The 19,972-nt window shown below is 59.8% G+C and carries 20 protein-coding genes and 3 pseudogenes; 8 read left to right on the forward strand and 15 right to left on the reverse strand.

Annotated features, from left to right (window positions below):
* Positions 1-154: 154 nt before the first annotated feature.
* From ccoP to ccoN, 4 genes are read right to left on the reverse strand one after another with little or no spacing between them, the layout of a single operon-like run.
* Positions 155-1,018 (reverse strand): cytochrome-c oxidase, cbb3-type subunit III, encoded by an 864-nt coding sequence (gene ccoP, locus NKJ40_RS01280; protein ID WP_352464064.1) that lies wholly within the window; start codon positions 1,016-1,018, stop codon positions 155-157.
* Positions 1,019-1,020: 2 nt separating this feature from the next.
* Positions 1,021-1,170, reverse strand: coding sequence for a cbb3-type cytochrome c oxidase subunit 3 (locus NKJ40_RS01285; protein ID WP_292656579.1), 150 nt, complete (start codon positions 1,168-1,170; stop codon positions 1,021-1,023).
* Positions 1,171-1,181: 11 nt separating this feature from the next.
* Positions 1,182-1,913: a cytochrome-c oxidase, cbb3-type subunit II gene (ccoO, locus tag NKJ40_RS01290; RefSeq protein ID WP_352464066.1), complete on the reverse strand. Its 732-nt coding sequence runs from the start codon at positions 1,911-1,913 to the stop codon at positions 1,182-1,184.
* Positions 1,914-1,924: 11 nt separating this feature from the next.
* A complete protein-coding gene (gene ccoN / locus NKJ40_RS01295; protein ID WP_352464068.1) occupies positions 1,925-3,535 on the reverse strand; it encodes a cytochrome-c oxidase, cbb3-type subunit I in 1,611 nt (536 codons plus the stop codon).
* Positions 3,536-3,768: 233 nt separating this feature from the next.
* Between ccoN and NKJ40_RS01300 the strand changes: the two genes are divergently transcribed.
* Positions 3,769-4,185, forward strand: a complete 417-nt coding sequence (locus tag NKJ40_RS01300) for a hemerythrin domain-containing protein (protein ID WP_352464070.1) — start codon at positions 3,769-3,771, stop codon at positions 4,183-4,185.
* On the opposite strand, the pseudogene NKJ40_RS01305 reads toward NKJ40_RS01300, so the two are convergent.
* Positions 4,182-4,908, reverse strand: a pseudogene (locus NKJ40_RS01305) (Crp/Fnr family transcriptional regulator). The gene NKJ40_RS01300 and the pseudogene NKJ40_RS01305 sit on opposite strands and share 4 nt — an antisense overlap.
* A gap of 157 nt (positions 4,909-5,065) precedes the next feature.
* On the opposite strand from NKJ40_RS01305, the gene hemN reads away from it, so the two are divergent.
* Entirely contained in the window at positions 5,066-6,415 is a 1,350-nt protein-coding gene (gene hemN, locus NKJ40_RS01310) for an oxygen-independent coproporphyrinogen III oxidase (RefSeq protein WP_352464072.1), read from the forward strand.
* A gap of 12 nt (positions 6,416-6,427) precedes the next feature.
* Here hemN and NKJ40_RS01315 read toward each other — a convergent pair whose 3' ends face one another.
* From NKJ40_RS01315 to NKJ40_RS01340, 6 genes are all read right to left on the reverse strand, one after another.
* Positions 6,428-6,859, reverse strand: coding sequence for a potassium channel family protein (locus tag NKJ40_RS01315; protein ID WP_352464073.1), 432 nt, complete (start codon positions 6,857-6,859; stop codon positions 6,428-6,430).
* Positions 6,860-6,903: 44 nt separating this feature from the next.
* A complete protein-coding gene (locus NKJ40_RS31850; protein ID WP_502903674.1) occupies positions 6,904-7,134 on the reverse strand; it encodes a globin family protein in 231 nt (76 codons plus the stop codon).
* A gap of 289 nt (positions 7,135-7,423) precedes the next feature.
* Positions 7,424-8,296 carry an SUMF1/EgtB/PvdO family nonheme iron enzyme gene (locus NKJ40_RS01325; protein ID WP_352464075.1) on the reverse strand — a complete coding sequence of 291 codons (873 nt, stop codon included), beginning with the start codon at positions 8,294-8,296 and terminating at the stop codon, positions 7,424-7,426.
* 73 nt (positions 8,297-8,369) lie between these two features.
* Positions 8,370-9,473, reverse strand: a complete 1,104-nt coding sequence (gene nirK, locus NKJ40_RS01330; protein ID WP_352464077.1) for a copper-containing nitrite reductase — start codon at positions 9,471-9,473, stop codon at positions 8,370-8,372.
* Between the two features lie 249 nt (positions 9,474-9,722).
* On the reverse strand, positions 9,723-10,169 hold the full coding sequence (locus NKJ40_RS01335) for a pseudoazurin (protein ID WP_352464079.1): 447 nt from the start codon (positions 10,167-10,169) through the stop codon (positions 9,723-9,725).
* A 150-nt stretch (positions 10,170-10,319) separates the two neighbouring features.
* Positions 10,320-11,522 (reverse strand): NnrS family protein, encoded by a 1,203-nt coding sequence (locus NKJ40_RS01340; RefSeq protein ID WP_352464080.1) that lies wholly within the window; start codon positions 11,520-11,522, stop codon positions 10,320-10,322.
* A gap of 252 nt (positions 11,523-11,774) precedes the next feature.
* On the opposite strand from NKJ40_RS01340, the pseudogene NKJ40_RS01345 reads away from it, so the two are divergent.
* Positions 11,775-12,478 (forward strand): annotated as a pseudogene (locus NKJ40_RS01345) (Crp/Fnr family transcriptional regulator).
* Here NKJ40_RS01345 and NKJ40_RS01350 read toward each other — a convergent pair.
* The 4 genes from NKJ40_RS01350 to NKJ40_RS01365 all read right to left on the reverse strand — a co-directional run bounded on the left by NKJ40_RS01350 (position 12,475) and on the right by NKJ40_RS01365 (position 15,820).
* Positions 12,475-12,690: a DUF1858 domain-containing protein gene (locus tag NKJ40_RS01350; protein WP_352464082.1), complete on the reverse strand. Its 216-nt coding sequence runs from the start codon at positions 12,688-12,690 to the stop codon at positions 12,475-12,477. The pseudogene NKJ40_RS01345 and the gene NKJ40_RS01350 overlap by 4 nt on opposite strands.
* 91 nt (positions 12,691-12,781) lie before the next feature.
* Positions 12,782-13,120 (reverse strand): DUF779 domain-containing protein, encoded by a 339-nt coding sequence (locus NKJ40_RS01355; RefSeq protein ID WP_352464084.1) that lies wholly within the window; start codon positions 13,118-13,120, stop codon positions 12,782-12,784.
* A 67-nt stretch (positions 13,121-13,187) separates the two neighbouring features.
* Entirely contained in the window at positions 13,188-14,705 is a 1,518-nt protein-coding gene (adh, locus tag NKJ40_RS01360; protein WP_352464086.1) for an aldehyde dehydrogenase, read from the reverse strand.
* A 146-nt stretch (positions 14,706-14,851) separates the two neighbouring features.
* Positions 14,852-15,820, reverse strand: coding sequence for a helix-turn-helix domain-containing protein (locus NKJ40_RS01365; RefSeq protein WP_352464088.1), 969 nt, complete (start codon positions 15,818-15,820; stop codon positions 14,852-14,854).
* Positions 15,821-16,516: 696 nt separating this feature from the next.
* Between NKJ40_RS01365 and blh the strand changes: the two genes are divergently transcribed.
* The 5 genes and pseudogenes from blh to NKJ40_RS01390 all read left to right on the forward strand — a co-directional run bounded on the left by blh (position 16,517) and on the right by NKJ40_RS01390 (position 19,763).
* Entirely contained in the window at positions 16,517-17,812 is a 1,296-nt protein-coding gene (gene blh / locus NKJ40_RS01370) for a bifunctional sulfur transferase/dioxygenase Blh (RefSeq protein ID WP_352464090.1), read from the forward strand.
* 26 nt (positions 17,813-17,838) lie between these two features.
* On the forward strand, positions 17,839-18,150 hold the full coding sequence (gene bigR / locus NKJ40_RS01375) for a sulfite-sensing transcriptional repressor BigR (protein ID WP_352464265.1): 312 nt from the start codon (positions 17,839-17,841) through the stop codon (positions 18,148-18,150).
* Positions 18,147-18,557 carry a YeeE/YedE family protein gene (locus tag NKJ40_RS01380; RefSeq protein ID WP_352464092.1) on the forward strand — a complete coding sequence of 137 codons (411 nt, stop codon included), beginning with the start codon at positions 18,147-18,149 and terminating at the stop codon, positions 18,555-18,557. The genes bigR and NKJ40_RS01380 overlap by 4 nt, the downstream gene beginning before the upstream one ends.
* Positions 18,558-18,577: 20 nt before the next feature.
* Positions 18,578-18,984 (forward strand): annotated as a pseudogene (locus NKJ40_RS01385) (DUF6691 family protein).
* Positions 18,981-19,763, forward strand: coding sequence for a sulfite exporter TauE/SafE family protein (locus NKJ40_RS01390; protein ID WP_352464093.1), 783 nt, complete (start codon positions 18,981-18,983; stop codon positions 19,761-19,763). The pseudogene NKJ40_RS01385 and the gene NKJ40_RS01390 overlap by 4 nt, the downstream one beginning before the upstream one ends.
* The last annotated feature ends 209 nt before the right edge of the window (positions 19,764-19,972 follow it).

Raw genomic sequence — 19,972 nt, forward strand, 5'->3', positions numbered from 1 at the left:
CGTCCGGAATGCAGCGTGCTAGCCAAGCTTTGCCGCATGATGGGCCGCGCCGCGTTGATGCAAGTCAATCGCCGATGCCGCAAATACGATCGAGGCCCGGCGCAAGCCGGGCCCCGTCGCTTAGCCGGCGGAGGGCCGGGAATAGAACCCCCCTCTATTCCCCACCGCCAAGCGAATGGATGTAGACGGCGAGCTCCTTGACTTTGGTGTCGCCAAGACGTCCGCCCCAGGCTGGCATCACGCCCTGTCTGGGCGCGCGAACCTGGGCAGCGATCGATGCTTCCCCGGATCCGTAAAGCCAGATGGCATCGGTCAAGTCGGGCGCGCCAAACTCCTTGTTGCCTTTTGCATTTTCGCCATGACACGCCACGCAATTCTCCGCGAAGACCTTGGCACCCGGCTCGACCAGACTTTCGTCTTGAACAGGTCCCGACAGGCTGGCGACATAGGCGCTGACCTTCCTGATCTGGTCAGCTGTGATAATGTCGCCAAAGGCCGGCATTTCGGATTGGCGTGTGTCCGGGTCCGATGAAAAACGGATGCCATGTGTGATCGTCTGCTGGATCTGCTCGGCACTTCCGCCCCACAGCCAATCGTCGTCGTTGAGATTGGGAAAGCCGCTGGACCCTTGAGCGCCGGAGCCGTGGCACTGCACGCAATTGACCTTGAACGCGGCGCCGCCGGCGGCACCCGCGAATTCGCGCAGCGCGTCGTCGTCGGCAATCTCCAGGACAGTTTTCGACTGTACAGCCGCAACATACTTGCCCTTGGCGATTTCCGCTGCGGCGAGCTCGTTCTCCACATCATTTCGGCTCGAATAGCCGATTACGCCTTTGGTCGCGGAGCTCAGCATCGGCCATGCTGGATAGGCGATGGTATAGCCGATCGCCCAGAGGATGGTGATGTAAAAGGTCGTGATCCACCAGCGCGGAAGCGGATTGTTGAGCTCCCGGATGCCATCCCACTCATGGCCGGTGGTTGAAATGCCCGAGACTTCATCGATATGCTCGTTGCTCATTGTCAATCGTCCTTGAGAGGTATCCGGGCGGCTTCGTCAGCTTGCCTGCGGCCGCCGGGGCGAAGCGCGAAGGCAATGCATCCGACGAAGAAAAGCGCCATGGCGAGCAGGCCCCAGCTGTCGGCAAATTCCCGCATCAGATTGTAATTCATCGATATCTTCCTCAGCGGTAGCCGGCGGCCTCGTCATAGTTTTTGAAGTCGACCAGCGTGCCGAGCATCTGGAGGTAAGCGACAAGGGCATCCATTTCGGTGACCTGCTGCGGATTACCGTCGAAATCACCGAGCTTGGCTTTCGGATAGCGGGCTTCGAGGCCGGACGTGTCGACGTTGGCATCCGCTTGTGCCATGAGATCGGCATTGGCATTAGCAATCATGTCATCGGAGTAGGGGACGCCGACACGCTTGTTGGCGATAAGATGTGTCGAGAAGTCCTTCACCTCGATCGGTGTATTTTTCAGGAATGCGTAGCTTGGCATGATCGATTCCGGCACCACAGAGCGCGGGTCGGTAAGATGCTGGACGTGCCATCCATTCGAATAACGGTCGCCCACCCGCGCGAGGTCCGGTCCGGTGCGTTTCGATCCCCACTGGAACGGGTGGTCGTACATCGACTCGGCCGCCAGGCTGTAATGCCCATAGCGCTCGACTTCGTCGCGGAACGGCCTGATCATCTGGCTATGGCAGAGGTAGCAGCCCTCGCGCACATAGATGTTGCGGCCGGCGAGCTCGAGCGGCGAATAGGGCCGCATGCCTTCGACTTTCTCGATCGTATTGTCGAGATAGAAGAGCGGCGCGATCTCGACTATGCCGCCGACCGTCACCACCAGAAGGGAGCCCACGAGAAGAAGCGTGGCGTTCTTCTCGATCACGGCATGTTTGTCCATCAAGCCCATTTTCTGGCTCCTTATTCGGCAGGCTGGAGGGCGGGAACAGGATCCGGCATCGGTTGCTCCTCGCGCTGGTAGCCGAGGATCGTCATCGCGATGTTCCACGCCATGATCAGCATTCCGGCGAGATACATCGCGCCGCCCAGAGCGCGCATGACATAATAGGGATGCATGGCTGCGACGGTCTCTGCGAAGGAGTAGACCAGGAAGCCCTGCTCGTCGTATTCGCGCCACATCAGGCCCTGCATGACGCCGGAGACCCACATCACCGCGGCGTATACGACGATCCCAAGCGTCGCCAGCCAGAAGTGCCAGTTGACGAGCCGCAGCGAATAAAGCCGGTCGCGGTTCCATAACTTCGGGACCATGAAATAGATCGCGCCGAACGAGATCATGCCAACCCATCCGAGCGCGCCCGAATGGACGTGACCGATGGTCCAGTCGGTGTAGTGCGAGAGCGAGTTGACGGCCTTGATTGACATCATCGGGCCTTCGAAGGTCGACATCCCGTAGAAGGCGATGGCCATGACCATCATACGGATGATCGGGTCGGTGCGCAGCTTGTCCCAGGCGCCCGAGAGCGTCATCAGGCCGTTTATCATGCCGCCCCACGAAGGCATCCAGAGCATGATCGAGAACACCATGCCGAGCGTCTGGGCCCAGTCCGGCAGAGCGGTGTAGTGGAGGTGGTGCGGACCGGCCCAGATGTAGAGAAAGATCAAAGCCCAGAAGTGGATGATCGACAGCCTGTAGGAATAGACAGGTCGGTTGGCCTGCTTGGGCACGAAATAATACATCATGCCGAGGAAGCCGGCGGTGAGGAAGAAGCCGACGGCATTGTGGCCGTACCACCACTGCGTCAAGGCATCCTGGACGCCGGAGAAAGCTGAATAGCTCTTTGAACCCACGAACGAGACGGGCATCGATAGATTATTGATCACATGCAGCATCGCGATCGTCACGATGAAGGACAGATAGAACCAGTTGGCGACGTAGATGTGCGGTTCCCTGCGCTTCAGGATGGTGCCGAGGAACAGGACGAGGTAGGCGACCCACACAATGGTCAGCCACAGGTCCACATACCATTCGGGCTCGGCGTATTCGCGGCTCTCGGTGATTCCGAGCAGGTAGCCGGTTGCAGCCATGACGATGAACAGCTGATAGCCCCAGACTACGAACCAGGCGAGATCGCCGCCGAACAGCCGGGCACGACAGGTCCGCTGCACGACATAAAGCGACGTGCAAATGAGCGCATTGCCGCCGAAGGCAAAGACCACGCCGGAAGTATGCAAAGGCCGTAAGCGGCCGAAGTTGAACCAGGGCTCGATGTTAAGATCCGGGTAGGCAAGCTGCAGCGCGATGACCACGCCGACCAGCATTCCCACCACGCCCCAGAACATAGTGGCGATGGCACCGTAGCGGATCGGCCCATCCATATAGGCGGACGGATCGATTGCCGCGGGCGCTGCGAAGCTCGTGTTGCGAAGAAGGATGGTGATAAAGCCAAGCAGCACGATGAGCAGCACCCACATGTGCTGCCGAAAAGGTTCGTCCACACCAAAGCCGGCAGCCACCAGCGCGACAAAGGCGAAAAGGCCCAAAGCGACGATTTCTGTGCCGAACTTCATGACATGTCCCCGAGGTCGGATTCCGATGCGGACGCCAATCCGCGTGAATACCAATTCAGCAGTCTCCCCATCGCCGCCTTGATCCATGTCAAAGCCATTTGCTTTTGGATTGGGCAGCGTTGATCTCGCAAACGATCGGGAGGCTGTCATTGAACAGGGACAGGGAATGGTCGCGGTTCGAAACAGGCCGCGACAGTTCGTCATCCGGCAGAGAGGCGGTAGCAGCGGCGGTCATGAAGCGCGCGCATCTGGACAAGCTGCAGCTCTGTGATGCCCTGGAAAGAATCGCCGACACCTTGCCGAATGTCGACCGCCTGAACTGCCTTGGCACAGCCAACGCGATCGTCCCGTTATTGCGCAACATTCATCAATATGAAGAGACGGTCATCTTTCCCGCCTACGAGGCCACTGTCGCTGGCAGCGATGCCACCCTGGCCTCAGTCCGGCGGCTGCGCGCCGAGCATGTCGAGGACGAGTGCTTTGCCGGTGAGGTGACCGAAATTCTGCTGGCGATCGGCCATGGCGAGAGGTTGCACAACCCGGAAGCCGTCGGGTTCATGCTGCGGGGGTTCTTCGAAAGCATGCGCCGGCATATCGCGTTCGAACGCGAGCACGTCTTGCCCATGATCGGGGTGACCGACGAACGCTAGGCGCCTGAACGCCGCTCCAGCCGGCTCAAGCTGTCCACCCTCACGTGCCGATTGTTCTCGATCCGGATCACGCCGTCAGTCCGCAGCCTGGTCAACTGGCGGCTAACCGTCTCGATCGTCAGGCCAAGGAAGTCGGCGATGTCGGCGCGTGTCAGCGGCAGATCGAAACTGGCCGACGTTGCGGCTGAATCAATCGTGGGATCGATGTTCCTGGCGATCATCAAGAGAAAACTCGCCAGCTTTTCCGAAGCGGTCTTGCGCCCCAGCGTCAGCATCCAGTCGCGTGCATGGTCGAGCTCGTTCAGCGTTTGCTTGAGCAGGCGATGCTCGAGCTCTGGTGATTCCTTCATCATCCGTTCGATAGCCGCTTTTGGAAATGAGCACAGGGAAACAGCTGTTGCGGCTTCCGCGTTGATTGCACTTTCCACCTTGAACGGCCGTCCCAGAAAGTCGGGCGCAAACTGGAGGCCGACAATCTGCTGGCGACCATCGGAAAGGCTCTTTGTCAGCTTCACCACACCCGAAAGCACGTTCGAATAGCTGTCGACGGTCTCTGCGTCGCCGATCAGTTCGAACCCGGGGTCAACGCTGTGTCTTGCTGAGGTCTTGGCGAGTGCGACCAACTGGTCGGGATCGAGCGCTCCGCAGACACCCCGATGCCGTGCCTCGCAAGACTGGCAAAGTACTGGACTGCCGGAAGTGAACATCTTGGCGCACTGTCATCATGATCGTCCGAAACATTCAAAGTTACCGGCAAGATAGCACCGGCGGCTGCAAATCCCTTGCGGCAGTTTGTTCGCAAAGGGCCTTGATCGAAATCAAGGCGGCGATGGGGGTTGTGCAGCCAGAATTCAATCTTGCAAGGATGATGGAAGGCGAAATGCGACCGGAATTGGCTGCCAGACTTGGCGAGAATGTGCCCCGCTATACCAGCTATCCCACCGCGCCGCACTTCCATCACGGCGTCGACGCGGTTGTCCAGCAGGGCTGGTTGGAGAGGCTCGAATGTGGGGACGAGATCTCGCTCTATCTGCACATCCCTTACTGCGACAGGCTTTGCTGGTTCTGCGCGTGCCATACCAAGCAGACACGCCATTACGAACCGGTGACTGCATATCTTCGTTCGCTGCATGCTGAGATCGCGACGGTTGCGGGTCTTGTCGCCAGCAAGGGCCATGTCCGCGCAGTGCATTTCGGCGGCGGTTCGCCAACCATGCTGAAGCCCGAGGATATGGTGGCGTTGGGGACTGCCTTACGGAACAGCTTCGATTTTGTTAAGGACGCAAAAATCAGCGTCGAGATCGATCCCAACGACATGGACGAGGCGCGCCTCGATGCGCTCGCCGAAATCGGCATGACCAGGGCAAGCCTCGGTGTGCAGGACTTTGACCCGAAGGTGCAGAAGGCGATCAACCGCGAGCAGAGCTTCCTGCAGACCAAGACGGTTGTCGACGGAGTTCGTTCACGCGGCGTCGGTTCCGTCAATCTGGACCTGCTCTACGGCTTGCCGCACCAGACCAGCGAGAGCGTCTGTTCCACCGTAGCGCAGGCGCTGACCCTGGAACCAGACAGGATGGCGCTGTTCGGCTACGCGCATGTGCCCTGGTTCAAGAAGCACCAGACGATGATCGACGAAGCGTGGCTGCCTGCCCCTGCGGAGCGGTACGCTCAATCGCAAATTGCCGCTGACCTCGTACTGAATGCAGGGTATGAGGCGGTGGGCTTCGACCATTTCGCCAAGCCAAGCGATGCGTTGGCGCAAGCAGCCCGTACAGGCACCTTGCATCGCAATTTCCAGGGCTACACCGAGGATCGCTGCGAGACACTGATCGGGCTTGGCCCTTCATCCATCAGCCGTTTTCGCCAGGGTTACGCGCAGAACATGCCGGCGACGGCAGAGTACGGTCGCATGGTTGCAGGGGGCGGACTGGCCGCGGTCCGCGGCATCGCATTTTCCGATGATGACTGCGTCCGGGGCTGGATCATCGAGCGACTGATGTGCGATTTCGCCTTTTCGGCGATCGAACTGGTCGAGCGCTTCGGCGAGCGTGGCCAGCGGCTCCTTTTCAAGGCAAGTTCCCTGGCGATCAACGATCCGGCCCGGTTGCTGGAGCTCGATGGCGACAATTTTGTCGTCCCGGCGGAAAGTCGCCCGTTTGTTCGCAGCATCGCAGCAATGTTCGACGCTTATCTTGAGAGCGGCAAGGGCAGGCATTCGGTGGCAGTTTGAGCGCTGCCGCGGTCAGAAATGCTCGCCGGCTTTGAACGGGCCGATCCGGGTCCCCGCCGCGATCAGGTACGCGGTCGACCAGCCTATCAGCAGGAATCCATTCACCCCCTCAAGTGCCGCCAATACGCGCCATGCGTGAGCGGGTACGACGTCACCGTAGCCGACCGTCGAAAAGGTGATGGTGGAAAAGTAGAGTGCGGTTTCGAAGTCGGCGAAGATATCGAGCAACCGGTAAAGTCCGGCCCAAACCCAGACCTCCGCTGTCATCACGGCGAAGAGCCCCATGACCACGCTGATCATCGCGACTGTTCGGCTGCGGTGCCCATGCATGCGAAATCGCGCCACCAGATGTCCCATCGCGCGAGTGACTGCGATAAGGCCAAAAGTGTGAATTACTACCGTCAGGCTTATGACGATCGTACCGACGAAGAGGTTGAGAGCCATCCAAGGAAATTACGAAATTCGAAGGAAGCATTCCTTGCGCGAAGTCAATCCGGCCGGGTTTCGCCGAAGCCTGCCGGTTCGCCATCGCCCGTCACAACGGGAGCGAGACGAAAGAACATCGCCAGCTTCAGGCTTGTCGCGATCCGTTCAGCGCGGTCGACGAACACCGCAGCCGTTTCCGGGGCGAAGAGTTCGACCGCCGTCTGCCGGAACAAGGCCAGCCAGACATCGAAATCGGCCTCGGTGACATCCTTGAGTTTGAGGTGCGTCGGCACCGGTCGTCCTTTGGTAGTCGCCGCTCTTCAGGATAACGGAACACCAGAAATCCGTCATTTTCTCGAGATGAGGTTCCCAATCGCCGGTGATTTCGCGCGCGAAAATCGGTCCAAGACGCCTGTCCTTCCTGACCTTTGCATAGAATTCGCGGACCAATCTTCCGATCGTCGTGCGCTCGACGCCGGTATGGTCCAGCGGCCGTTCCGCGACGGGACCCGCCCGATCGGCAGAAGCTGATTTCAATGTCATCATGCACTCTTGTATGCGTCAGGAAAATGTGTTTGTGCGTCAGGAAAATCCCAGGCGCCGAAGGGCAGCCTGCACAGGGCTGGGTCGGTCGCGGACAAGCCGGAAACCCAAATTGTCAGGCGGCGTCCCGACTGCGCAACCGCCGCTTTTTCCATCCCGAATGAAGTTGGACATGTAGGTGCGGTGAAATCCCTCGACAACGTGTACGCCGCAATTGTCGATAGAACTCTCGATCCGCTTGCCATCAATCGCTATTATGGCGTGGGAATAGCATGTCGAGGTCCATTCCCAGACATTTCCCGCAATATCTGCCACGCCTTTTGAATTGGTGCCGAAGGACCCCTGAGCCCTCGGTTCCGGATCAGGTTTCCGCCCAAGCGCAGTCTCGAGCCGATACCGGGTGAGCCATCGCCGCGCCGGGTTGTTCGGGTCGCCTTCGCCCTCAATGTCACCTCGGAACTTTTCGCTGGCCGCATAAGCCCACTCGACGTCCGTTGGCAGCCGCCATGCCTGTCCCGTGCGGGCTGACAGCCAGGTCGCATAGACTTCGGCATCTATGTGGCTGACCCCGGTGACCGGAATGTTGCTGCCACTCTTGCGTGAGTCGGCGGGCTTGCAGGCGCCCTCCGCCACGCAGCGTCCGTATTCCGAAATGCTAACCTGGTATTTCATGATCTCAAGCGGCGCCTTCATGGTTTGCTGCACGATGGGCGCTGCGACGGGATGGTTCCCCTTGAGGAACTCCCCAGCCTGGGGGTGTTCGAACGAGCCGGATCCCAGGACCACCAGTTCGCTCACTGCGGTCTGGTGGGGGAGGTCAAAAGGGTGCGTGTCGAGCGCATGGCTTACGCCCCAACCGATCAACGCGACGGCCGCAGTTGTTCCGAAGGTAATGACGGGTTCAAAGGACATGGCGCCAACTCCGCCCGCAAGCGCAACCCCTTTGGCTCCGCCGCGGGGTCGCACCGAGGACCAGATCTCCGGTCTACGAGGTGATTGCCCTCGGCGCTTCGACCTGCATCATCAGATCGTCGTCCCAGTTTCCCTCGACCATGAAATGCGCGGTCGCGCCGAGTTCGACTGCCTCGATCAGATTGTGGTTGACATAGGCATAGATGCCCGGCTGCAGGAACGTATACAGCGCCGCCCCTGCCGACCCGCCACGGATGAACCAGGTTTCCAGATCCTTGGCCGGTGGGTTGGCGAACTTGCCCTGTTCCCAGACAAAGTCGCCATGACCCCCGATCAGGTGCGGACGCGTGTCGCGGTTGGCCTGCGAATGAACGAGCAACATGGTTTCACCGACCTTTGCCTTCATGGCATTGTCGCCGGTCAGCGAACCAGCCCTGCCATTGAACACCACATGCGTCGGAATCAGCCCGCGCATCACCTTGAGGGTATCGTCGTAATTATCGCCGGCGATTTCATATTTCTTGAATTTTCCCTGCTCGTCGCTAGGGATGTAGAAGTCGTTCTCGCCGATGTAGTAGATGAGATCATACCGAACGGGATTGCCCTTGTCGTCCTTGAGGCCGTCGCGTGGCAGCACCATAACCGCCCCGCACATCCCCGATACGACGTGCCAAGGGATCATCGCGCCGCCGGGTGCGCAGTGATAGACGAACGTTCCGGCCCGCGTGGCCTTGAAACGCAGCGTAACCTGCTCGCCCGGATTGACCAGCGTTAGCGCGCCGCCGCCGAGCCCGCCAGTGGCAGCATGGAAATCGATATTGTGGGCGAGGGTATTGGTATCTGGATTGATGAGGGTAAGCTCAAGATAGTCGCCTTCATGCACGACCATCAGAGGGCCTGGGATCGAACCATTGTAGGTCATCGCATTGAGCTGCGTGCCGTCGGCGTCAATGACCATCGGTTTCTCCTCGATCGTCATGGTGAATTCGATGATCTTTGGACCGCCCTTGGCGACCTGATCGTGAGCATGCACGAATGGCGGCGGGACCAGCGTTATCTTTTCACGGGGCAGCCCGGCGACATCCTTGACGCTTGCCACTGCCGGTATTGCACCAATGGTGGCGACCGCGGCTGCGGTAAGAACAGAACCCAACAAAGCTTCGCGTCTCGTAAGCATTTCCATCTCCTTGGTGTCGGCCATTCGATGTCATCAGAATAGCCTCGGCTGCGGTCAAGTCTTTGCGCTAGCGCAAATCCACTGCGTCATTCAGGTTTCTGTGTTTTGGAGACTAATGTACCGACGGAAGGCATCGGCTTTGCTGCATGAAATCGGGAATCAAATAGGCCGGGCTGGACCTCCCCTCGGTCCACCCGGCCTTCCCCCGGCCGCCGAAGCGGAGAGGATCTGCGAGATCTGCAATGAAGGTCAGTTAGAAGCGGTTTTGGTCGCCTCGGCGAATAGATCGGCGAATACCGGCTTGGCTTTCCCGACCTGCTTGACGGCTTCCGCCGCCGCCAGGTTGACGGGCTTGCCGACGACGATCAGCGCAACCATGCCCATGCCATAATGTGGAGCGCACTTCACGCCATAGACCCCCTCCTGCGTAACGGTCACGGCAATTTCCGTGCTGGGCTTGCCCTTGAAGGCTTCAGCTCCGTCCGGAATCATGCCCTTGATGCTTTCGGCGTTGTGGGACTTGTCGGTGGGTACGAACTTGACCGTGTCTCCGGGCGCCGCCCGAACAAAGGCAGGCTGGAAGACCATTGAGCCTTTCTCTCCCTTGTTCAGCATCTGCACGACATGTTCTTCGGCATTTGCCGCACCGGCGATTGAGAGCAGGGCGACAGCGGCGGCAATCAGGGGCAGTTTCATTAGGAATTCCTTTCTTGACTTCGTCACGGCACTAACCGTTGCGCTCTTCTACTGGACCGGCAGACGTGGTGATTTGCGCTGGCGCAAATTGGCGTGCGAAATGTGCGTGGGAGAGCCCGTCTCGCCCGGCGAGCCGGCTCCCGCCCGCCTTCAGGCTGCGGTTCTTGACTGCCGCACTTGCAAGCGTGGTCGAACCAGCATGCCGCCGAACAGGCCCGCATAGCCAACGAAGGATGCGATCCACAGTGCCGCAGAGATATGAAGGAGCACTGCCTCGGTGGGCGCGAACGCAGCTGCGATCCGAAAAATGGCCGAAAGCAGGACCGCGGCAAAGATTCCACATGTGCCTGTACTTGCCCGAAGTTCACGGCCCGTATGTCCGAGCGTGGCGCGGGTCATGACGGCCAGCGTCATACAGGCCACCGCTCCGACGCCGAACGCATGAATGCCGGCCACCGCGGGCACTCTCTCGGGCACGAAGACAGCGAGGCCGGCAATCAGGAGGCCGATCGGCACGAAGGCGAATGCCACATGCAGGACCAGCACCAGAGGATCGCGCAGCGTCCGGTCCCCAGCCCAACGAGCAAGCCGGACCGCATTGAGGACCGCTCCGGCGATCAGCACCGCGCCGGTGCCTGAAAGGGTGGGAAAGAAGGCCCAGGCCGCCAATCCGGCCGCAGAGAGTGCGATCGTTCCCACGTCGAACCTGCCGAACGGGACTGGCAGGCGCCCCGGTCTCTCACGCACCAGCCAGTTCCGGGTGAAGGAAGGAATGATGCGGCCGCCTATGATCATGACAAGGACGACCGCCGCGCCAAGACCGAGACGGCGGCTGATGTCAGACACGCCTTGATAGTGCGCCTCGGCATGAAACATCATATTCGCCGCCAGAAGTGCCGTCACCGGCAGGAGCACCTTGAGGTTTCGCCAGTTTCGGCCCGCGATGATTTCCGTCGCGGCAGCGGCAACGACTGCGAGAAGAAAGGCGCAGTCTACGACGGCACTGAGCAGCCAGCCTGCCTGCGCCGAAAAGAAGACGGTCAACCGCCCCGCGCACCAAAGCAATGCGAGGCCCAGCAGGGGAAGGCCCTGCACGGGAAGCCTTCCGGTCCAGTTCGGGATTGCGGTCAATAGGAAACCGGTCACAACGGCCGCCACATAACCAAACAGCAATTCGTGGATATGCCAGTCCACGGGCGAGAAGCTGCTGGACGTCTCGAGCCGGCCGTAAAACAGAGGCAGCCAGAACAGCATCGCCGCACCGCCATACAGTGAACCGATAAGAAAGAACGGCCGGAGCCTGTAGGAGAGAACAGCCGGATAGGTGCTCGGCCGTGTTCGTGGAATTGCCATGACGTCCCTTCAAGGAGAAAAAACAGCTGGGCGTGATAGGTGACATGGACAGCCGCAACTCCGGTCCTTCTATCGTGACCGGGCAGACGGAATTTGCCGCAGCGCAAACAAGATTTGGAATTTCAGGGAAAGGCGGCGAATACGCGCCTCTTGCCGCACGAGGGCCGCCCATGACACATTCTATGACCGGGCTGCCCTAACCAGGGCGAACCTGGATGCATTGGGCGAATCAGCACTTGGGAGGGCACAGCGTTGGGTAGCCTCGATCGCTCGCTGATTGCCGGGCTTCCTGTCTTTGGGGCATAGCCCCCACGGATCTCGACCGCATAATCGCACAGGCCAGGTCGTTGAGGATTGCCAAGGACCAGCCGGTGTTCGAGCAGGAGCAGGAAGCAGATTCCTTTTTCCTGTTGCTCGACGGACATGTGCGCGTGGTGAAATCAACTCCCGACGGTCACGAGGTGACGGTGCGATACATAAGTCCGGGTGAGTTGATGGGCATTGCCCATGCGCTTGGCCTCACCAGCTACCCGGCAAGTGCCATTGCCGCGGTTGATTGTATCGTTCTTGCCTGGCCGAGTCGCTTATGGCCGACATTTGCCGCCGATTTCCCCAGTTTCGGCTCCAATACGTACAAGGCCGTGGGCAGCAGGCTTCAGGACGCTCATTCGCGCGTCATCGAGATGTCCACCGAGCAGGTGGAACAGCGCGTCGCCCGTGGGCTGCTCAAGTTGGTCAAGCAATCGGGCAAGAAGACCGATGAGGGCATCCTCATAGATTTCCCGATCTCACGTCAGGACATTGCCGAGATGACCGGCACGACACTTCACACAGTCAGCCGGCTGCTCTCGGCATGGGAAAATCAAGGATTGGTCAAAAGCGGACGCCAGAAAGTGATGGTGGTCGAGCCTCACCGGCTCCTGGTAATTGCGGAAGGGCGTGGTGAAAAAGCCTAATCCGGGCCACCGGCATTCGTCACCGCCAGCAGGTCGCGACGGAGTTCCTCTTCACTCAGATCGTGCTCTCGTGCCGCGTCGGAAACGGTGTGAAACGAAGCAATCGGGCAGCCGACGCAAAGCATGCCGTGCTGGAGCACCACGCGGATGGTCGCCGGCGACCCATGCATGATTTCGTCCATCGTCGCATCGTCGCTGAATTTGCGTTTCATGCCGCTTGTCCGCGTTTGGAGAGCGACATCCTGCTGCTGGTTTCAGGGATGTTCGTTGCGCTGAGGCAAACAACAAGCAGTTCGGCCTACCTCACGCCTGAACGACGCAGATCGTCGAGCGCGTCAGGAACCTCTTCTCCCGCCCATTGTCGAGCGAGAACATGCCGCCGCGGCCAGGCACCACATCGATAACAAGATTCGTATGCTTCCAGGCCTCGAATTGCGAAGCCCCGATATAGAACGGCGCGCCGTGGATGTGGCCGAGCAACACGTCGTGATCGCCGATGATGAAACCGGCACGCGGATAGCACATGGGCGAAGAGCCATCGCAGCAGCCGCCGGATTGGTGGAACAGCACCGGTCCATGCTCGGCAACGATCTCCGCGATCAGTTCGAGCGCTGCCGGCGTTGCCGTGACTTTCGCATGCATGGCTATTCCGATTTTTTACCCCCTGGGGCGCGGCCCTCGCGGGGCCGCGCAGTAGACGAAAAGACGATCAGAAGAAGCCAAGCTTTTTCGGGCTATAGCTGACAAGCATATTCTTGGTCTGCTGGTAGTGGTCGAGCATCATCTTGTGCGTCTCGCGACCGATGCCCGACTGCTTGTAGCCGCCGAAGGCGGCATGCGCGGGGTAGGCGTGGTAGCAATTGGTCCAGATCCGGCCGGCCTGGATCGCGCGGCCAAAGCGGTAGGCACGGTTGCCGTCACGCGTCCAGACACCGGCGCCAAGGCCGTAGAGCGTGTCGTTGGCTATTGCCAGCGCGTCCTGGTCGTCCTTGAAGGTCGTGACCGAAACCACCGGTCCGAAAATCTCCTCCTGGAAGATGCGCATCTTGTTGTTGCCCTTGAACACCGTGGGCTTGACGTAGTAGCCACCCGCCAGGTCACCCGGCAAAAGATTGCGGGTGCCGCCGGTCAACACTTCCGCGCCTTCCTGAAGGCCGATGTCGATGTACGACAGGATCTTTTCCAACTGCTCGGACGAGGCCTGGGCACCGATCATCGTCGCCGGATCGAGTGGATCGCCCTGCACGATCGCCTCGACACGCTTGAGGGCACGTTCCATAAATCGGTCGTAGATCGACTCATGGATGAGGGCGCGGCTGGGGCAGGTGCAGACTTCGCCCTGGTTCAGGGCGAACATGACGAAGCCTTCGATCGCCTTGTCGAAGAAGTCGTCGTCCTCGGCGATGACATCCTTGAAGAAGATGTTGGGCGACTTGCCGCCCAGTTCCAGCGTGACCGGGATCAGGTTCTGGCTGGCGTATTGCATGATCAGGCGGCCCGTCGTGGTCTCGCCGGTAAAGGCGATCTTGGCAATGCGCGGCGAGGAGGCGAGCGGCTTGCCGGCCTCGAGGCCGAAGCCGTTGACGATGTTGAGCACGCCCGGCGGCAACAGATCGCCGACGAGATCGGCCCACAGCAAGATGGCGGCGGGGGTCTGCTCGGCAGGCTTCAGGACCACGCAGTTTCCGGCGGCAAGTGCTGGTGCAAGTTTCCAGCAGGCCATCAGCAGCGGGAAGTTCCATGGGATAATCTGTCCGACGACGCCGAGCGGCTCATGGAAATGATAGGCGACGGTGTCGTCGTCGATCTGCGAGAGGCTGCCTTCCTGGCCTCGTAGGGCGCCGGCGAAATAGCGGAAATGGTCAATGGCGAGCGGCAGGTCGGCCGCGGTCGTTTCGCGGATCGGCTTGCCATTGTCCCAGGTTTCAGCGCACGCGAGCAGATCGAGGTTTTCCTCCATGCGATCGGCGATGCGGTTGAGGATGAGCGACCGCTCGGCTACGCTGGTGCGCGCCCAGGTGTCTTTGGCCGCATGGGCCGCGTCAAGCGCCGCCTCGATGTCGTGGGCATCCGAACGCGCCACTTCGCACAGCAGCTGGCCGTTTACAGGTGAGTGGTTCTCGAAGTAGCGGCCGGAGTGCGGCTCGGCCCACTTGCCGCCGATGAAGTTGCCATAGCGCTTGTCGAACGGCGCCTTGACCGCACGTGAGAATTCTACCTTGTTCATGTGTCTTCCTCCCAAAGTCGACGCCGCGGGATGCGACGCTTAAGGGGAGAGACTTGCGATTTCCGCCGCTATTGTCACCGGGGCGAGGACAGTGGCCGGGCGCGGTGTGTCGCAGAATTGCGACAGTCATCTGCGTTTTCGAATGGTCAGTGGGACCTATGGACGTCCAGGCGGTTGAGCTTGCGGTGAAGCGTCGCGCGGCTGATGCCAAGCGCCTGCGCAGCGGCCGACACATTTCCGTCTGCTCGCGCCAGCGCCCGCTGCAGAACGCCGCGCTCCGCCTCGGCGAGAACTGCGGGGCCGCTCTCCGTCCAACCGAGCAGATCGGCCGCGGGCATCGGCTTGTCGAGACACAGCTGGGTAATTCCAAGCGCCAGGCGAGCCGACCGCGTCGCGCCGACCACAAGGTCGTCCGCATCAACCGCGATCAGCGCGCCGGAGCCCTTGTCGGCTACTGGCGCCAGAAGGATCCGCGCCTTCGGGAAGGCCATCCTGAAGTTCTCCGCCTCAATCCGACGCACCGCGTCGACCACGGCCACCGAAATGAGATTGGCGAAGGCTTCGGTCAGATCGGCCCGGCAGGAAGACACGTCAAGCGCAGCCACAAGATCTCCCCGGTGATCATAGATCGGTGCCGTGGTGCAACTCAGCCCCGTGTTGCGCGTGTGGAAGTGCTGGTCGCGATGGATTGTCAGCGCTCGCTGTTCCACCAGGCAGGTGCCGATCCCGTTGGTGCCCTGGCTTTCTTCGTTCCAGATAGAGCCGGTCCACAAGCCCCAGGAATGAAAAGTCTCGTCGTCGACGGGCGCGCCGCGCCGCTCGACCGGCACGCCGTCACGATCGGCAAGAAGCACGCAGCAGCCAACCCCGCCCACCGCGAGATAGAGTCGGTCCAGGCTGGATTGGGCCGCCCGGACGAGCGGTTCAATGCGTTGCCGGGCCGCGATCAACTCCATTTCCGTCAGGTAGCGTGGGGGCCTGCAATCGGCGGGATCGAGCCGGTGCAAACTGGAAGAGCGTCGCCAAGAGGCGACCAGCGCGGACTTCGCGGCGGCGTCCGAAGCGATCGCGGCCTGAATGCGGTCGGCATGACGACCGGACAGATCCTCGCTCATGTCCATCCTCCCTTTCAGCTTCTGGAACAGCCTGCCTCAGAAGAGGCAACGTTGGCATAGCACCAGGTTCCGCCTTCAATCACCACGCTGTCAATTCGACAGAAGCACCAGAAGGCACATCCTTATGTTTCCCGTCAGTTAGTGATGTTTGGCAGATCGATAGTCATTCCTCGCCAGTGCACCTTTCGGTGTTGATGCCCCAAAGCCTACAAGTACGAATTACGAATTCATTGATCGAGGGCAAAGACGAACCACTATGTTCAGCCGCCGTACCGTGCGGAACGATGCGGGAAGGTTCTGATATTGGCCGGCCCATGAAGGCAAGGATCAGATACCTCGGCTTCATTACAGATCAGTGCTATCAAAGCATGTTCGCCCGGCACCAGTTCAAAAGGAGCCCTCACGGGCGCCGGCATGTGGCTACAAGAAGGGCAGCGACCGATATTTCTCGATCGTGAAGCTCGGCAGGGCAGCCATGAGCTTCCGAGCTGCCCAGCGGGCGGTCTCCAGATCTCCGTTCATCGCCGACCAGGGGGCGAGGTATCGATAGAAATGATGATGCCGGCAGGGGCGGCGATGACCTTACGGGCGGAAAGGCTGTGGCCATAGGTGCCCGCTCGCTTTTTCGCCGCGACACCCTTGCGTCAAATATCATTATACATTATATGCAATTGTATATTGACGTTAGGAGCAGACATGAGAATGATCCGTGTGAACGATAGGCTTTCCGTAGGTCCGCAGCCCGCACTGTCTGAAATTCTGTTGCTTACTGATCAGAAGTTCGCAGGAGTGATAAACGTTCGGCCTGATTTGGAAGAGCCCGCCCAGCCCGGAAACGAAGCTGAACGAGAGGCCGCCGATCGAGCGCGCATCTCCTACAAATTCATACCTGTCACAATGCCGACCATCACAGAAGCGGACGTGCGGTCCTTCCAGGCAGCTATGGCCAATGTTGGTGGCGCGGTCTTTGCCCACTGCAAGACCGGCACCCGCGCATTGAGCCTATATGCCCTGGGCGAGGCGCTCGATGGCCGAATGTCGCCTGTCGAGATTACTGCACTCGGCCAGAAGCTCGGGGTAGACCTGTCGGCAGCAAGCCGATGGTTGGAAGGGCACAGGCGGACCCGACCGGCAGTAAAAGGGTTTTTCGACCCCCGAACATGGAGCGTGCAATATGTAGTTTCGGATCCCAGTACCCGCAAATGCGCGATTATCGACCCGGTGCTCGATTTTGATGAGAAGTCCGGGGCGACCACAACATCCAACGCCGATGCGATGCTTGATTATATTGCCGAAAAGGGACTGTCCGTTGAATGGATTCTCGATAGCCATCCTCATGCCGATCACTTTTCTGCTGCGCAGTACCTGAAGGGGAAGACCGGCGCGCCAACTGCGATAGGAGCGAGGGTCGTCGACGTCCAACGTTTGTGGCAAGGCATCTACAACCGACCTGAACTTCACACAGACGGCTCGCAGTGGGACAGGCTGTTTTCGGATGGAGACACTTTCAAGGTCGGTTCAATCGAGGCGCGCGTAATGTTCTCGCCCGGTCACACCCTAGCCTCGATCACCTATGTGATCGGTGATGCGACCTTTGTTCACGACACCATCTTCATGCCCGACAGCGGAACGGCTCGCGCTGATTTCCCTGGTGGTGACGCTCGCACGCTGTGGAGATCGATCCAGGCCATTCTGACGCTTCCAGACGAAACGCGGTTGTTTACTGGGCACGACTACCAGCCAGGCGGACGCGAACCCAAGTGGGAAAGCACGGTCGGCACTCAGAAGCGTACCAATGCACATCTGGCCGACATGACCGAAGAGGGCTTCGCCGCACTGCGTCAAGAGCGAGACCGTATGCTGCCTATGCCGAAGCTGATCCTCCATGCCTTGCAGGTCAACATCCGGGCTGGGCGTTTGCCGGAGCCGGAAGCAAACGGTAAGCGCTACCTAAAATTTCCCCTCAACGCATTGGGAGAAGCAGTGTGGTGAGCGAAATCCTTATCGATGAAGCCGAAATGGAGATGTCGCTTGCCGCAATGGAATCCCGCGCCGGCGAAGTTGCAGCTCTTCTAAAGACACTGGCGCATCCAATGCGACTGATGCTCGTCTGCACCCTTGTTAAAGGAGAGCATTCGGTTAGCCAATTGGAAGATGAGCTCAACATCCATCAACCAAACCTATCCCAGCAGCTGACAGTGTTGCGGGACGCCAAAATTGTGGAAACCCGGCGCGACGGAAAACAGATCTTCTACCGGTTGACCGCCGAGAAGGCTGCTCAATTGGTTTCGGCGCTCTACACGATCTTCTGTTCGGACGGTCCGTCATGACCTCTTATCTTCCTTCGCTTTTGGGCGGGGCTCTGATCGGGCTTTCGTCTATGATGCTCTTGATCCTGAACGGTAGAATTGCCGGCATCAGCGGGATTGTTGGCGGGTTGCTCCAAGGCAACAATAGGTGGACAAACGCTGCCTTCGTCGTCGGGTTGCTGCTTGGTCCGGTCGGTTATTTCCTAACTTTTCATCATTGGCCGACCGCAACCATCACTGCGTCACTGCCGCTGGTTATGATAGCTGGTTTTCTGGTCGGTTTCGGATCCCGCATGGGTTCGGGTTGCACCAGTGGTCACGGAATAATGGGGCTGGCGCGGCTATCGCCGCGGTCAATTGTCGCCGTTGTGACGTTCCTTCTGAGCGGCGCTCTAGCCGTCGCGCTTCTCCACGGAGCAGTCTTGTGAGACACGCTAAATTACAGGTCATGGCGGCCCTGGCCGCGGGCACCATCTTTGGCTACGGTCTGGCGTTGTCGGGTATGCTTGATCCTGTCCGTGTACAGGGCTTTCTCGACGTCTCTGGCGCGTGGGATCCGAGCCTCGCATTCGTGTTGGGCGGCGCCGTTGCAGTTGCAACGGGAGGCACAGCCTGGATGGGGCAGATGTCACGACCATTTCTGGCGGAGACCTTCCATTTGCCTGTCAGTTCGCGGATTGACGCCCCCCTGGTTCTAGGTTCGGCGATTTTCGGCCTTGGATGGGGACTGGGCGGTTCTGTCCTGGCCCTGCGGTAGCTTCGTTGTCTCTGGGATTATCGCCGGTACTTTTCGTAGCCTTAATGCTGGCGGGGATGGTTGCTCATGACCGCTGCTTTGTCCGAAGAGCATCATGACAGGTACTTTGTTTTCTGCTGTGGGCTCAGGGAGTCTGGTGGGCTTCACTCTTGGTATGGTCGGAGGCGGCGGATCGATCCTTGCCACGCCGCTCCTGCTCTATGTTGTCGGTGTCGCTCAGCCGCATATTGCCATCGGCACGGGCGCCCTGGCGGTGGCCGCCAACGCATTGGCGAACTTTGGAGGCCATGCCCTCAAGGGGCACGTCTGGTGGCGTTGTGCTATCGTATTTGCAGGACTGGGCTCGGTTGGGGCGCTCGCAGGTTCGACCTTGGGAAAGTCAATCGACGGGACGCATCTGCTTTTCTTTTTTGGGCTGCTTATGCTTGTGGTCGGCGCACTGATGCTTCGCCCGCGGCGCCGTTCTTCGACAGCAGGCCGACCTGTCGATGCCAAGATGTGTGCGATGACTGCTGCAGTCGCCGCCGTCGCCGGTGCGGCCTCTGGCTTCTTCGGAATTGGCGGCGGCTTCCTCATCGTTCCCGGATTGATCCTGGCGACCGGAATGCCGACGATCAATGCAATCGGCACGTCTTTGCTTGCCGTCGCAGCTTTCGGCCTCGCGACGGCCTTCAACTACGCCCTGTCGGGAATGGTCGACTGGCAACTGGCCGCAGAATTTATTGGAGGCGGCATTGGCGGCGGGTTGATCGGCATGTTTGTGGCGACACGCCTCGCTTCGTACAAGAACATGCTCAATCGGATCTTTGCCGTACTTGTAATTGTCGTCGCGGGCTATGTTCTCCACAGGAGTGTCGGTCAACTGGCAGGCGGATAGTTTAGAGTTGCAGCTTGATAGATTCGCCGATCGGAGGTGAGGTTTTTTCGCCTCGTGCGTTCATCACCCGGTCTTTGCTAGTAATGTATGCCCTGCAGCATGAGCCCAGAGACCAAGTAGTCTGTGGTCACGGCCGTCACTGTCCGACGCGCCGCGTCCCGAACGGTCCCCAAATGACATTGGCTGGTGCCGATACTGATCGCCTCCGC

The sequence above is a fragment of the Mesorhizobium sp. M0119 genome (assembly GCF_040322615.1).
GTDB lineage: Bacteria > Pseudomonadota > Alphaproteobacteria > Rhizobiales > Rhizobiaceae > Mesorhizobium.

Bases quoted from the DNA above. Each gene is read 5' to 3' on its own strand.
- adh (WP_352464086.1), bottom strand. From the start codon at position 14,705: ATGAACAAGGTAGAATTCTCACGTGCGGTCAAGGCGCCGTTCGACAAG.
- NKJ40_RS01335 (WP_352464079.1), bottom strand. From the start codon at position 10,169: ATGAAACTGCCCCTGATTGCCGCCGCTGTCGCCCTGCTCTCAATCGCC.
- NKJ40_RS01325 (WP_352464075.1), bottom strand. From the start codon at position 8,296: ATGTCCTTTGAACCCGTCATTACCTTCGGAACAACTGCGGCCGTCGCG.
- NKJ40_RS01350 (WP_352464082.1), bottom strand. From the start codon at position 12,690: ATGAAACGCAAATTCAGCGACGATGCGACGATGGACGAAATCATGCAT.
- ccoO (WP_352464066.1), bottom strand. From the start codon at position 1,913: ATGGGCTTGATGGACAAACATGCCGTGATCGAGAAGAACGCCACGCTT.
- ccoP (WP_352464064.1), bottom strand. From the start codon at position 1,018: ATGAGCAACGAGCATATCGATGAAGTCTCGGGCATTTCAACCACCGGC.
- NKJ40_RS01315 (WP_352464073.1), bottom strand. From the start codon at position 6,859: ATGGCTCTCAACCTCTTCGTCGGTACGATCGTCATAAGCCTGACGGTA.
- hemN (WP_352464072.1), top strand. From the start codon at position 5,066: ATGCGACCGGAATTGGCTGCCAGACTTGGCGAGAATGTGCCCCGCTAT.
- NKJ40_RS01340 (WP_352464080.1), bottom strand. From the start codon at position 11,522: ATGGCAATTCCACGAACACGGCCGAGCACCTATCCGGCTGTTCTCTCC.
- NKJ40_RS01300 (WP_352464070.1), top strand. From the start codon at position 3,769: ATGAAGCGCGCGCATCTGGACAAGCTGCAGCTCTGTGATGCCCTGGAA.
- blh (WP_352464090.1), top strand. From the start codon at position 16,517: ATGAGAATGATCCGTGTGAACGATAGGCTTTCCGTAGGTCCGCAGCCC.
- NKJ40_RS01355 (WP_352464084.1), bottom strand. From the start codon at position 13,120: ATGCATGCGAAAGTCACGGCAACGCCGGCAGCGCTCGAACTGATCGCG.
- NKJ40_RS01380 (WP_352464092.1), top strand. From the start codon at position 18,147: ATGACCTCTTATCTTCCTTCGCTTTTGGGCGGGGCTCTGATCGGGCTT.
- bigR (WP_352464265.1), top strand. From the start codon at position 17,839: ATGGAGATGTCGCTTGCCGCAATGGAATCCCGCGCCGGCGAAGTTGCA.
- NKJ40_RS01390 (WP_352464093.1), top strand. From the start codon at position 18,981: ATGACAGGTACTTTGTTTTCTGCTGTGGGCTCAGGGAGTCTGGTGGGC.
- nirK (WP_352464077.1), bottom strand. From the start codon at position 9,473: ATGCTTACGAGACGCGAAGCTTTGTTGGGTTCTGTTCTTACCGCAGCC.
- ccoN (WP_352464068.1), bottom strand. From the start codon at position 3,535: ATGAAGTTCGGCACAGAAATCGTCGCTTTGGGCCTTTTCGCCTTTGTC.
- NKJ40_RS01365 (WP_352464088.1), bottom strand. From the start codon at position 15,820: ATGAGCGAGGATCTGTCCGGTCGTCATGCCGACCGCATTCAGGCCGCG.
- NKJ40_RS01285 (WP_292656579.1), bottom strand. From the start codon at position 1,170: ATGAATTACAATCTGATGCGGGAATTTGCCGACAGCTGGGGCCTGCTC.